General features: G+C 69.0%; 8 protein-coding genes. 1 reads left to right on the forward strand and 7 read right to left on the reverse strand.

Features of this window, described 5'->3' with window-relative positions; genetic code table 11:
* The first annotated feature begins 587 nt into the window (after nt 1–587).
* Nucleotides 588–1,661 carry a baeRF2 domain-containing protein gene (locus LTT66_RS00505; RefSeq protein WP_233063181.1) on the forward strand — a complete coding sequence of 358 codons (1,074 nt, stop codon included), beginning with the start codon at nt 588–590 and terminating at the stop codon, nt 1,659–1,661.
* Here the strand turns inward: LTT66_RS00505 and LTT66_RS00510 are convergent.
* The 7 genes from LTT66_RS00510 to LTT66_RS00540 form a co-directional block, all read right to left on the reverse strand.
* Nucleotides 1,658–2,374, reverse strand: coding sequence for a PAS and ANTAR domain-containing protein (locus LTT66_RS00510; protein ID WP_408638716.1), 717 nt, complete (start codon nt 2,372–2,374; stop codon nt 1,658–1,660). The two genes, LTT66_RS00505 and LTT66_RS00510, sit on opposite strands and share 4 nt — an antisense overlap.
* Nucleotides 2,375–2,459: 85 nt before the next feature.
* Entirely contained in the window at nt 2,460–3,464 is a 1,005-nt protein-coding gene (locus LTT66_RS00515; protein WP_233063182.1) for a glycosyltransferase, read from the reverse strand.
* Nucleotides 3,465–3,913: 449 nt separating this feature from the next.
* On the reverse strand, nt 3,914–4,168 hold the full coding sequence (locus LTT66_RS00520; RefSeq protein ID WP_233063183.1) for a S1 RNA-binding domain-containing protein: 255 nt from the start codon (nt 4,166–4,168) through the stop codon (nt 3,914–3,916).
* Nucleotides 4,169–4,420: 252 nt separating this feature from the next.
* Nucleotides 4,421–6,070, reverse strand: a complete 1,650-nt coding sequence (locus LTT66_RS00525) for a carboxylesterase/lipase family protein (protein WP_233063184.1) — start codon at nt 6,068–6,070, stop codon at nt 4,421–4,423.
* A gap of 461 nt (nt 6,071–6,531) precedes the next feature.
* The gene (locus tag LTT66_RS00530; protein ID WP_233063185.1) at nt 6,532–10,827 is read right to left on the reverse strand and encodes a type I polyketide synthase; all 4,296 of its coding nucleotides are present in this window, start codon (nt 10,825–10,827) and stop codon (nt 6,532–6,534) included.
* Nucleotides 10,824–11,090 carry an acyl carrier protein gene (locus LTT66_RS00535; protein WP_233063186.1) on the reverse strand — a complete coding sequence of 89 codons (267 nt, stop codon included), beginning with the start codon at nt 11,088–11,090 and terminating at the stop codon, nt 10,824–10,826. The genes LTT66_RS00530 and LTT66_RS00535 overlap by 4 nt, the downstream gene beginning before the upstream one ends.
* 27 nt (nt 11,091–11,117) lie before the next feature.
* Complete coding sequence (locus LTT66_RS00540; RefSeq protein WP_233063187.1) at nt 11,118–12,761, reverse strand: fatty acyl-AMP ligase; 1,644 nt, start codon at nt 12,759–12,761, stop codon at nt 11,118–11,120.
* Between the last annotated feature and the right edge of the window lie 252 nt (nt 12,762–13,013).

A 13,013-nucleotide genomic window follows, 5' to 3' on the forward strand; every position in this document is an offset into this window, starting at 1 on the left:
TCGATCCGATACATCCAACGTTTACCACAGCTCACCTGTAACAAACCGATCTTTTCGGTTCACGATCTGATCACCAAGCGGTCGCTTGGTCAAAATTGCGGCCGCTGAGCTGTGGAAATAGCGGCTCCCCCGACTTTATTGCACGAAACCGAAAAAGGGCGACTTTGCCGCCCGGCGGCCAGCAGCGGCGGTGTCGGTTCCGCCGAAGCACCGGCGTCGGCCGTACCACCGCCGAAGCGACCGCAATCGACATTCCCCGGAAGCGGTCGCCACCCGGCGCGGCCCGATCCGATCGGTAGCCCACCGATGACCGCACGAAAACCCCTCGCGCGCAATCGGTACGGCGATGCGGTTGCGGGCCGGGACGCACGACACGAAGATCGGCGGCGGCTCGATTCCCCGGTTGTGCGCGGGCTGATTCGGCGCGAGACACCCGGGTACCCGCTCACCATGGTTCGCCGAACCGAAGCTGTCGGCACACAGGACGAAGTCACCCGGGCGTCGAGGCCCACCGCCGGGTCGTCGCCCGATGTTCGCCGAGGCCCGGTGGCGCGGACGTCCACGGCCACGGAAACCAGGTGATACCGATGGCCGACCTCCGGCGGATCATCGGAAAGCACGGCCCCTTCGCATCGGTCTGTTTCGATAGTTCGCACGACACCGAAGACGCGGCACGCCGGTCCGAGCTGCGTTGGCGCTCGATCGACGCCGAGCTGGATCGCAGCGGGGCCAGACCACGTGTCCGGCGGCTGCTGGCCCAGGCGATCGAACTGCACCCACCGCCGCGCGGGCGGTGCGGCAGGATGCTCATCGCCGACGAGACCGAGGTGCTCGCCGACGAACGCCTGCCGCGACCGCCGGATATCGACATCGTCCGGGTCTCCCCGCTGCCGTACCTGCTGCCGCTGATCGAAATGCAAGGCGAGCAGATACCGCACGTCATCGCGCTCGTGGACCGGGTGGGCTCGGAACTGTACGCGCTCGACAAACGCAACGAGGACGAGGAATTCCTCCGGACCGCGGGCCCTCCGATGCCCGATATCCAGCGCGACGACTGGTCTCATCGCACGATCCGGCAGCGGACCGTGGACAGCACGCGACGGAACATCCGGGAATTCGCGCGGGAACTCGACCGGCTCGCCGACACCGTGCACGCGGAAGTCGTCGTGCTCGCCGGAGAGGCCCGGGCTCGATCGGAACTGCGTGCGCAGTTCGACGCGAAGGGCCGGGATGTCGTCGAGGCCGAATCCGGCACACTGACGCCGGGTTCGGATCCGAAGGCGCTCGATGCGGAGGTCCGCGAGATCCTGCACCGCATGGTGGCGCAGCGCCGCCGCCGGGTGCTCGACCGCTTCGCCACCGAGATCGAGCGTCCGGACGGGCCCGCGGTGGCCGGGCTGGCCGCGACCACGACCGCATTGCGCGCCGCTACCGTAGAGCGGCTACTGCTCGACCGCGCCGTACTGGGCGACCGCTTGATGCTGGCCGGGACCGCTCCGAGCCCACTGCTCGGGCCCGCCGCGAACGGCACGACCGGTGAGATGCGCCGCGCCGACGAAGCGCTGCCGGTGGCCGCCTTGGCGATCGGGGCCCAGGTCACCCTGGTCGACGCCGTCGCAGCCCTGCGCGACGGTGTCGGCGCCCTGCTGCGGCGCCGCTAGGCCGAACCCGAGCCGCGGCAGCGACCCGCACGACTCGGGACGCGCTCGTGCAGCGTCAGCAGCATGTGGTCGAAAGCGGTCTGCACCGCCGGCGGAGCCGGGGGCAAGCGATCGATTTCGGCGATGAGCTGTGCGGCCAGGTCGCGCAGTTTGACGTTGGTCTCCTGCGACCGCCATTGCAGGACGTGGAATGCCTGGTCGGCGTTGATCCGGTAGATCCGCATCAGCACGCCTTTGGCCTGCTCGATCACCGCGCGCGCCTCGAAGAGTTTGGGCAGCGTGCCGTCGAGCAGGTCCTGACGTTCCTCGGCGATGGTGGCCGTCAGGTCGATGTAATAGCCCGCGGTGCCGACGACGGTGCCGCCCTTGTCGATCATCGTGTCGCCCAGGACGATGACGTGGTGCGCGACCCCCCCGGTGTCGATGATGCGGTGGCGGCTGCAGAACGGTTCGGCGTTGCGGACCGACTTCTCGATCGCCTCGGCGACATGATCCCGGTCCTCGGGGTGTTTGTGCGCGAGTAGCAATTCCGTCGTCGGTGTCACCGTGTCGGGCGCGTAGCCGTGCATCGCGGCGACCTCGTCCGACCACTCCCACCGCCGATCGGCGAACCAGAAACGGAAGCTACCCGTGGTCTGCGGCATCCCGGCGCCCACCACCCGGGCTACCGCCCCCTCGGCCGTATCCACGATTCGGTCGCCCGATTCGTTCATCGCGTCAGTATGCTCCTACCTGCGGTTTTTCACCGCGGAACCAGCGGATCGAAGCGACTCCCGGACCGCTGCCCACGCCCGTTTCTCACGACACCGGGTGAAGGTCCTCGGCGTCGATCTCGCTGACGGCCACCGCGGCGCGGGCCGCCGCACCTCGGGTGTGCCACCACCGCCACCGATCCGTATCCAGCTCACCCGCCCGCGCGAGCAGCCCGGGCCAGTCGTCGAGATCCGGCCAGCGGTCCAGAGTGAGCGCCATGCCCGCGTCGGCCAGTGCGCGCCCGGTCGCCCGCTGCTCGCCGAACGGGCGGTCCGCCGGGATCAGGACGGCCGGTTTGCCCGCGGCGGCGATGTCGGCGACCGCGGCCTGACCGGCGTGCGAGACGATCACGTCGGCTTCGCACAACTGCGGCCACGGGTCGTCCACCCAGTCACCCGAACCGATACTGCGCCACCGGTATCGGCGGTGGCGCGCAGCGCAGGCACGGACCATCGCCGCGGTGGACGGCACGCCGCCCGTTCCGCCGAGCACCAGGACCACCGGGCGCTGGTCCGCTCGGTCGGTCCGGACGGGCACGCGTCCGGCGAAGCGGGTGATGCCGCCGACATAGTGCGTCTTGTCCGCGTACGGGTGCAGCCACCACGGGTCGTACAGTCCCCGCGGCCACGCGGCGATCAACCGATCGGCGACCCGGTGGACCATTTGGTGCGCCGGATCCGCCCGGGTGCCGGGCAGCACCATCGAGACGACGGGCACGCCGTGCAGCCGGGCCAGCAGCGCGATCTCCGCCGACCCGTCGACCACCATGGCGTCCGGACGCGCGTGGGCGATCCAGTCGGCGACCGCCGCCATCCGCTCGGCGAGGCCGCGATCGTGGCGCGGCGCCCAGTGCAAAGTCCCGCCCGCGGTGGGATCCTCGACGATCGGCGCTCGATCGTCGGCGGGCAAGCACACCGTGTCGTCGAAAACCCCGTGGTCGGCCAGCGACAACGACGACAGGGCGACGACGGGTCGAGCGATGTGCGCGCGAACGCATTGCGCTCGAAGCAGATGCCCGCAGCCGCGGTGGTGGATGTAGTAGCCGATCATGCGGCCCCCTGATGAGCTACGAGCCGGCCACACGCTTCGCCGGGGTCCCGCTCGCGAGTGGTGCACCGGTCCCGGCATCCCGCCGCGACAGCAATGAGCCCGCCGAGTTCGCGACCGACCTTGCGGATACCGATAGGTCTGATAACCATGGCATCGGGGCCTTTCAGGACTGAGGGGGCGACGTGGCGGTGCTACCCGCAATGCCAGTTGGCAAACATCTAGCTATCTTCCTGAAACGGTCGCTGACGAGAAGCGGTCGCTTGACCAGTTGCGAGACGACCACCCGACCGCCGCTATGGCCCGCGGACTTGCCCGAAACCCGACTTCATCCCTGGTCCGTACCAGCCACCCGCTCGGCCGCAGCGCAGACGCGGGGCGCCGCGAGGACGGATAGGCTTGACGATGTGCCGGGGCAGGTGGAGTCTGCCCCGGCACACCCGCGGGGAGCGTTATTCAGCGTGCGCCAAGGCCACTCGCTGCTTCTCGTTGTCGATATCGAGGATGCGCACCGTCAGCATGGCGCCGATCCGCGGCTCGGTGGACCACTCGGTCTTGTGCAACAATCCGTGCACGCCGGGAGCGACCTCCAGGAACGCGCCGAACGGCACGATCTGTACGACGGTCGCCTCGAGCACTCCGCCCGGAGCGTGTGCGGAGACGAAGTCCGGCCATCCGCTCGTCTGTGGCGTTTCCGCATGGGACATGTAATCACCTCCTTCCGATGTCCCTGTAGTACTGGGGATTTCGTGAAGAAGGCGGGCGGGCCCCTGGCCCGCCGGATGATCACCGCGCGGCCGGGTAACCGTTCTGTGTGCGGCGCGTCGCCGACCCGGCAGTCATGACGACGACCATAGCCCAGCGCTTCGAGCGCAGCAAGACACGTTCCGCGCCGAACGCTGAAAACCACCGCAGCGAAGCACTTTTCACGCCAGTCGGCGATCTGCCGAAGGGCAGCGTCACCTCACCGGTCCCGCCCCTGGGCGCCGGTTCATCGCGGGGTCGACGCCGAGTTCGGACCAGAACGCACAGTCGTGCCGGGTGGCGAAGTCGTCGGTCATGTAGCTTCCGGTCGCTCGCATGATGAGCGCAGGCCCGTCGGAGCTGTGTCCGGTCGGCTCCGGCCAGGCCCACCATTCGGGGGAACCCGGAGCGTTCGGGTCACCGGTATGGGCGAAGGTGGTCCACCATCGTTGCATTTGCGCGGCGAAAGCGGCGGACGCGCCGGTCCAGGGAATAGGCACGCCCAGGAATCTGGTGAACAGATACAACAGCTCGGCGGAGTGAAAGGCGCCGGGCAGAACAGGATTGGCGGCACCGAGCGGCGCCTGATCGAATTCGTACTGCCACAGCGGATGTCCGGCATCGCGCGCCGTTCGGCTGGTGGCCATCGTGGGACAGGCGAGACCACTGTCGGTGATCACCGCGATCTGGGCAGCCGCCGGCGAGGGGTATCGGTCCACCGGATATCGGGCCAGCACTCGATCGGCGTCGGCGCCGAAAGATTGGCGCACGAAACGTTCGTAGCTTTCCGCGTCCGGAACGTGTCCGAGGGCGTAGTCGGTTTCGGCAACCATCAGCGCACCTTCCCCGCTGGTGGTCCCGACGATGATCGGCGTCTTCCGTGCGTCCTCCACCAGGCCCGCGTCGAGTGTCCGGGTGATGACGACGCCGTCGATGCTGGGCGCCCAGATGGGAGTTCGCCCGTCGGATTGGACGCTCGACGCGTCCAGGAGCGTCGCTGCGGGCAGTGCGCGCAGGCAGGCCAGCCGGGTCGCGGCATCGCCGCATCCGACGCTGTCCGCGTAGCGCTGCGAGCGCGCGAAAGCGGCGTCGCGATCGCCGGGGGCCAGGGGCGCTCGAGCGCAGGGACCGCTTTGGATGATCGCCTTGGCGAACAGGGCGTCGGAGCCGGGTGCGGCGAAGTGCGTGCAGACACTCACGCCGCCGGCCGACTCACCGAAGATCGTGACATTGCCCGGATCGCCACCGAAGGCGTGCGCGTTGTCGCGCACCCACCGCAGCGCGGCTTGCTGGTCCTGGATGCCGACCGTTCCGGTGGCGCCGCCGGATTCGGCCGACAGTTCCGGGAGCGACATGAAGCCGAACGGCCCGAGGCGGTAGTTCGGGATGGCCACGACGACGTCGCCGTCGGCGGCCATTCGGGTGGGCCCGTCATATTCGGTGTTGGAGCCGCTGAGATAGCCGCCGCCGTGGAAGAACACCATGACGGGTAGCGGGCGGTCGCGGGCACGGTCCGGCGCGTACACGTCGATGGTCAGGCAATCCTCGCTGGTGGGTCCGAGCGGCGGTAGACCGGGCAGGTATCCGTTCTGCGGACACTGCGGTCCGTGGTCGCGCGCGGGGCGCACGCCGGGCCACGGCGGCACGGGGCGCGGCGGTGCGAACCGCGCTCGGCCCCCGGTGGGCGCGGCGAACGGGATGCCGAAGTATTCGACGACGCCGTCGGCGGCGCGGCCGGAGATCTCGCCGCCGGTCACGAACACCGCAGGCGGCGCGGACGCGCTCACGGGCGCCGGAGTACCGGCGAACCACAAACCGGTGGCAACCGTCAGAGCGGTCGCGGTGCGCACGATCGAGCGAATCATTGCTGTCCACTACCTCCGATGCGGTCGCTACGGTCGACGGCGTGAAGGCTTATGGCCTCGTCCGCCGCGGTAGCCGGCAGCGATCGGCACGGACGTGAGCCACTGTCGAGTAAGAGGCCGAAAGTCGCACATGAAACGAGCCCGATCACCGCTCGAACCCTCACCCGGCGAATCACCCGCGGCCCGTACGAAAGATCCGGTCGAACACGCTCCTGCGCGGGGCTCCGACCCACCGACGGCCTGCCGCAACCCGCCCTCATCGGCGACCGGCCCAGCGGCACCGCGAGCGGCGCGAACTGGAGCAATGGCGTCCGGACCGATGCTACAGCGACCCCGGCATCTCCAGGCCCAAGGCGCTCGGCACACCGCCTCCGCCCGCGCACAGCAGTAATCCGGGGCGGGCCGCACCGCCTGCGCGTTCACATCGAACGCGCAGGCGGCGGCCGCCGGCCGGACGCGGCTCAGCTGTCGGCGAGTTGTGCGAGTTCCTCGGCGAGAATCTTCACGGTGTCGCGGATCTGGTCCTCGGTGTGGCAGGCGGTGACGAAGAAACGCAGACGCGCAAGGTCTTCCGGCACCGCGGGATACAGGATGGGGTTGACGTTGATGCCGCGGCGCAGCAGCGCGTTCGACAGCTGCAACGTCTTCAGCGAGTCGCCCACGATGCACGGGATGATCGGCGTGTCGTGGCTGTCGCCGGTGTCGATGCCCGCGTCCCTGGCCAACTGCAGGAACAACCGGGAGTTGTGGCGAAGGCGTTCCAGCGGGTCGCCGTCGGCCCGCAACTGCCGGATCGCCGCGGCCGAGGCGGCCGCGTTCATCGGCGTCATGCCGACGCTGTAGACGAATCCGGGAGTCGTGTACTTCAGGAATCGGATCAGCTCCGCGCTGCCCGCGACGTAGCCACCGCAACCGGCGAGCGCCTTCGAGGTCGTGCCCGACCACAACTCGACGTCGCCGCGATCGACGTCGAAGTATTCGCCGATGCCACCGCCGCCCGCGCCGAGCACGCCGACGCTGTGCGCCTCATCGATCATCAACAGCGCCTTGTGCTTCTTCTTCACCGCGATGATGGCGGGCAGATCGGGAATGTCGCCGTCCTGGCTGTAGACGCCTTCGATCAGGATCAGCACGCGCCGGTACTGATGGCGGATCTCGGTGAGCAGTTCGTCGAGGGCGGCGTGGTCGTTGTGCGGGAACGGACGGCGGGTCGCGCCGGACAGTTTGCAGCCCTGCATGATGCTGTCGTGCGCGAGGCTGTCATGGATCACGAGGTCCTCCGGCCCGACCAGGTGCCCGATGATGGTGACGTTCGTGGAGTGGCCGCCGACCAGTGCGATGGCGTCCTCGGTGCCGAGCAGGGCCGCGAGTTCGGCCTCGAGTTCGCGGTGCACCGGCTTCTCGCCGGAGAGGATCCGGCTGGCCGAGCACGAGCTGCCGTAGCGCGCCACCGCGTCCTGCACGGCGGCGATGACGGCCGGGTGGCCGGACAGCCCGAGGTAGTTGTAGCTGGAGAAGTTGACCACGGAGGCGCCGTCGATGACCGAGGTGTCCCGCGTGATGCCGTCGTTGACCAAGAAGTAGGGATTGGACAACCCGAGCGTCCCGACGCCGGAGAGCCGATCGCCGATCGCCATGACCTCCGCGAAATCGGAGATGCGGTACTCAGGCTCGACAACCACCTGGCGGGGTTCGCAGGACTCGATCACCGGGCGGCGGTCGGCCGCGTCGGGGACTTGCCCACCCATTCGGGTCGTGACGTACGCAATCACGCCGCCGAGCGTCGTCGTGGGCGTGAACCGGCCCGGGTCGACGGTCAGTCCGGGCAGCTTGCGAATGAGCGCGGCGATCAGATCGGTCAGCATGAGCGAATCGAAACCCAGGTCGTCGCCCAAGGTTTGGGCATCGCGCAACCGATCGACCGGGAATCCGCTCACCCTTGCGAATTCCGCCCGAACCACGCCGGCCACCACCGACGGGGCCATCGGCTCGTGCGCAACGGCCGACTGCCCCGCCACACGCCGCGCAGCGAGATCCTGCGCTGCCACCGGCACGGCGCCCGCGGGCTGCGGTGCGGCGGACGAGGCACCGACGAGACCGGCCAGCACGGCGTTCTGCTCGCGGAAAAGGGCGATCACGTGGTCCATGGAGGTTTCCTCGGTTGGTACGGAAGGTGTTCGGGCCGTGCACGGTTCGACCCAGAACCGGTGCTCGGTGGAGAACTCGTACCCGGGCAGCCTGCGGCGGACGCGCTGCGCAGGTTCGTAGAGCCGGTCCCAGTCGGGGTCGAGTCCGTCGCGGTACAGTGCGGCGATGGTGCCGGCGAGTTCGCCGCCCGTCGCGCCGGGCCCCGGGCTGGGCGCCAGGCAACGCGCGGCCATATCCGGGCGGGCCCGGCCGACGAGCGCGGTCAGTACCCGGCGCGGCCCGATCTCGATGACGTGGCTGGGCTCGGTGGCGAGCGCGGTCCGGATGGCGTCGCCGAAGCGCACGGTGGCGCGGACATGTTCGGTCCAGTACTCCGCGTCCATCGCCTCGTTCTCATCGAGCAGCCGCCCGTGCACGGTCGAGTAGAGCGGAACAGCGGGTGCCCGGTAGGTGCATTCGCGGGCAACGGCCCGGAACTGTTCGAGCACCGGTTCCATCAGTGGGCTGTGGAACGCGTGCGAAACGTTCAGCGCTTTGGCCCGTATTCCACGCTCAGCGAGCGCATCCCGAATCCAGCCGATCGCCGGCGCCGCGCCGGACAGCACGACCTCGCCCGGGCCGTTGACGGCGGCGAGCGCGACCTCCGGCCGGTCGGCGAGCAACCCGGCGACGTCGGCCGGGTCCGCCTGCACGGCGAGCATCGCTCCGCCGTCGGGCAGCTGCTGCATCAGCCGTCCGCGTGCGACGACGAGCCGGCACGCGTCGTCCAGATCGAACACCCCCGCCACCGCCGCGGCCGCGAGTTCGCCGATGCTGTGCCCGATTATCCAGGCGGGGCGGACGCCCGCGTCGGCGAGCGATTTGGCCAGCGCGTACTCCATCGCGAAGATCGACGGCTGCGCGAGTTCGGTGCGGTCGATCGCGGTGTGCTCGTCGAGCATCAGCGCGCGTACCGAGCGACCGAGATGGGCCGTCATGGCCTGGTCGGCCACCGCCAGCGCCGCGCGGAACAACGGACTGCCCGCCTCCAGCGCGCGTGCCATTCCCGCGAATTGCGAGCCCTGTCCGGTGAACATCCAGCCGACGCTGATCGGTGCAGCGACACCGGTTTCCGCGCCGTCGCGCAGCTGCGCGATCGCGGCGTCACGATCGGCCGCGACGACGGCGAGCCGGGTGCGACCGGACGACTTGACCTGGTTGCTCGTCCAGCACAGTTGCGCGAATCGGTCCCGCGGGGTGGCGGCGAGGGCATCGGCGAGGCGATGTGCGTTGCGCCGCAACCCGTCCGCGTCGTTCGCCGACAGCGTGAGCACGCCGCCGCCGGATGCCGCGCACGTCTCGGCGACGGGAGCGCTGCCCAGCACGACGTGGGCGTTCGTGCCGCCGATGCCGAAGCTGCTGACTGCCCCGTAGCCGGGGCCCTCCAGCGGCATCGGTTCGGTGAGCAGGCGCAAACCCTGCTGGGACATCCGCAGCCGCGGGTTCTCCTGCTCGGCGAACCTCGACGGTGGGACGACACCGTGCCGCAAGCTCAGGGCGACCTTGATCAGGCCCGCCACTCCCGCGGCGCCCTCGGTGTGACCGAGATTGCCCTTGATCGACCCGATCGCGCAGGGCCGCCGCCGGTCGCGTGCGTGCAGCTGTCCCAGCGCGTTGACCTCGATCATGTCGCCGAGCACGGTCCCGGTGCCGTGGGCCTCGAGGAAGTCCACCTCCGCCGGCCGTACCCCGGCGCGCTCGCACGCCTCGCCGATCACCTGTTGCTGCGCCCACCGGTTCGGCGCCGTGATGCCGTTGCTGCGCCCATCCGAATTGACCGCGCTGCCCTTGATCACCGCGTAGATCGGCAGACCCGCCGCCTGCGCGTCGGCGAGGCGCCGCAAGACGAGCACCGCGACGCCCTCGCCGCGCACTATCCCGTCGGCGTTGCCGCTGAACGGCTTGCACCGGGCATCCGGCGCGGACAGACCGGCCTGGGTGTAGAAGACGCCGACAGCGGGCGTGAGCACGAGGTTGACCCCACCGGCGATCGCCTGATCGCATTCCCCGGAAGCCAGCGCGCCGCAGGCGAGATGGATCGCGACCAGCGACGACGAGCAGGCCGTGTCGACCGCGACGCTCGGTCCTTTCAGGTCGAACTGGTAGGACAGCCGGTTGGCGGTCATGAAGTACCCGTTGCCGGAGCCGTGCTGCGGGGTGATCGCGGCATAGTCGCTCATCTGCAAGTTGGCCCATTCGTTGGCCATCACGCCGACGTAGACCCCGGTGCGCGACCCGGCTTCGGCACGCGGGTCCAGCGTCGCGTCTTCGAAAGCCCGCCACGTGGTTTGCAGCAGCAACCGCTGTTGCGGATCCATCGTTTCGGCTTCACTCGGGGCGATGCCGAAGAACTCGGCGTCGAACGCGTCCGCGTCGTCGAGGAAGCCTCCGCTGTGGGTGTTGATCGTGCCGGGCGCACCGGCCGGGTCGTGGAAGTCGGCGGCGTTCCAGCGGCTCGCCGGAACTTCGGAGATCACGTCTCGTCCGTCGATCAGCAGCCGCCACAACGCGGCCGGATCGGGTGCTTGCGGGAATCGGCAGTCGAGACCGACGATGGCGACATCGGTCATGCGGCGAGGGTGAATTCGGCGGCGAGGTACGCGGCGATGTCGGCGATAGTGGGGTAGTCGAAGACCAGCACCGGGTCGACCTCGAGCGACCAGCGGTCCTCGATCTCGCCGCACAGGTTCACCGCGGAGACGGAGTCCAAGCCCAGCTCGGCGAGCGGGACGACCGGATCCACGTGGTGGGGTGCGCGTTCGGTGTAGTCTGCCACGCGTTCGATAAGCCACTCCTGGATCGTGGTCGGGCGAACGGCGGTTGCGCTGAACATGTTTCGGCTCCTCGGCTGGGGTATGGATCAGACGGTCATGGTCCGGCTCAGCACCGGTTCGAGATCCTCGTGCAGGACACCCGCGACGCGATCCTGGATGAACGCCTGCCGCATCGAGCTGCGCTGGACCTTGCCGCTGGTGGTGCGGTGTACCGATCGGGGCGCGACGAGAACGACATTCGGCGCGGGCACGTCGAACCGGCGGGCGATCGCGATCTTGATCGCCGAGGTCAGTTCGGCGAATGTCGTGTCGCCTAGCCGCGCCTTCTGGACACCCTGCAGCACGACAAGCCGTTCGCGGCCGCCCGCGTCGACGGATACGGCGACGCCGGCGCTGTCGGCGAACGCCGGATGCAGTTCGCGGATCAGTTCCTCGATGTCCTGGGGGTAGACGTTGCGGCCGTTGATGATCAACAGATCCTTGCGTCGGCCCGCGATGAACAGCTCGTTCTCATGCAGCAGCCCGAGATCACCGGTGCGCAGAAAAGGCCCCTCGGTACCGAGGTGGGCGTCGAAGGTTTCGCGGGTCTCGTCAGCGCGGTTCCAATAGCCCGCGGCGACGCTCTCGCCGCGGATCCAGATCTCGCCGACAGTGTTCTCCGGCAGCTGTCGGCGCCGATGCGGGTCGACGATGCGGATGTCGAGACCACGGGCCGCGGGCCCGCATCCGACGAGCCGCGTATCGCGTCCGATGTCCAGGTAGACGGGCGCCGAAGGTACCGTTCGCGCGCTGGCGAGCAGCGTCACCTCGGCGAGGCCGTAGGCCGGCCGAAACGTCGTCGGCCGCCAGCCGGCGGACGCGAACCGTTCGATCACCGCTGTCATGGTTGGCTCGCGGACCGGTTCTGCGCCGCTGATAGCGATCTCGAGGCTGCTGAGATCGAGAGCTGCCAGCTGCTCGTCGGTCACCCGGCGAGCGATCAGGTCGTAGGCGAAATTCGGTGCTGCTGTGTAGGTCGCGCGGTACTTGTCGATAGCTTGCAGCCAGCGCACCGGACGCTTGAGAAACGTGGTCGGCGCCATGAACACCAAGTTGGCGCCGGCGTACACCGATCCGAGCAGCAAGCCGATCAGGCCCATGTCGTGGAAGTGCGGGAGCCAACTGACACCGGTCCCAGCGGCGTTCAATCCGCCCGCGGTGATGGCGGCCTCGTTGTGCACGAGATTGCCGTGCGTCACGACCACACCCTTCGGAGCGCCGGTCGACCCCGACGTGTACTGCAGGAACGCGATCGTCGCCGCGTCGATGTCGGGCATCCGCCACGCGTCGGGATCCCCGAGCGGCTCGTCGGTCGCGATCACGGCCGCGGACGTGGCCGCTTCGATGAGCGGCTGGAAGTGCGCGGTCGTGAGCACCAGTCGGGCGCCGGAATCCGCGATCACACCCGCCACTCGTTGGGCGCTGCCTGCGTCGTGCGGCACGGGCGCGGGGACGGCCACGACTCCTGCGTACAGACAGCCGAGAAACGCCCGCAGGAACGCCATACCGTCGAGATAGAGAAGCACGACCGGCTCCGCCGACTCCGGACGGCCCGCGAGCCAGGCGGCGAACGCCCTGGCGTCACGGTCGAGCTCACGGTAGGTGCGGATCTCTTCGCCGAGCTCGCGGCCGGTCTCACGAAGGTAGGTGTACGACCTGGTATTCCCATATTCGGCAACTTGCTGCCTCATGTGGTGAACGAAAGTCGGCTGCATCTCGTGGTTCCTTCGCGGCAATCGGTATTGGTGTCAGCTATTACTGTCCGCCGTTCATAACCGCATAACCAGGGGCCTCAGGGAGCATCCAGCAAACCCAGGGGTGGGCACCGACTCACCCTGGGGTGGGGGCGGCCGCCTTTGCGCAGTTCGATAGCCGCAAATCTGCTGCACCCTCCACACACCTCCGTCCATCGACCAGGGGCCAGACGCCAAATCTGCTAGTTG

It is taken from the genome of Nocardia gipuzkoensis (assembly GCF_021183645.1).
Classification (GTDB): Bacteria; Actinomycetota; Actinomycetes; order Mycobacteriales; family Mycobacteriaceae; genus Nocardia; species Nocardia abscessus.

Excerpts from the sequence above, each read along its gene's own strand:
- LTT66_RS00540 (WP_233063187.1), bottom strand. The coding sequence starts at position 12,761 with ATGAGGCAGCAAGTTGCCGAATATGGGAATACCAGGTCGTACACCTAC.
- LTT66_RS00515 (WP_233063182.1), bottom strand. The coding sequence starts at position 3,464 with ATGATCGGCTACTACATCCACCACCGCGGCTGCGGGCATCTGCTTCGA.
- LTT66_RS00505 (WP_233063181.1), top strand. The coding sequence starts at position 588 with ATGGCCGACCTCCGGCGGATCATCGGAAAGCACGGCCCCTTCGCATCG.
- LTT66_RS00530 (WP_233063185.1), bottom strand. The coding sequence starts at position 10,827 with ATGACCGATGTCGCCATCGTCGGTCTCGACTGCCGATTCCCGCAAGCA.
- LTT66_RS00525 (WP_233063184.1), bottom strand. The coding sequence starts at position 6,070 with ATGATTCGCTCGATCGTGCGCACCGCGACCGCTCTGACGGTTGCCACC.
- LTT66_RS00510 (WP_408638716.1), bottom strand. The coding sequence starts at position 2,374 with ATGAACGAATCGGGCGACCGAATCGTGGATACGGCCGAGGGGGCGGTA.
- LTT66_RS00535 (WP_233063186.1), bottom strand. The coding sequence starts at position 11,090 with ATGTTCAGCGCAACCGCCGTTCGCCCGACCACGATCCAGGAGTGGCTT.
- LTT66_RS00520 (WP_233063183.1), bottom strand. The coding sequence starts at position 4,168 with ATGTCCCATGCGGAAACGCCACAGACGAGCGGATGGCCGGACTTCGTC.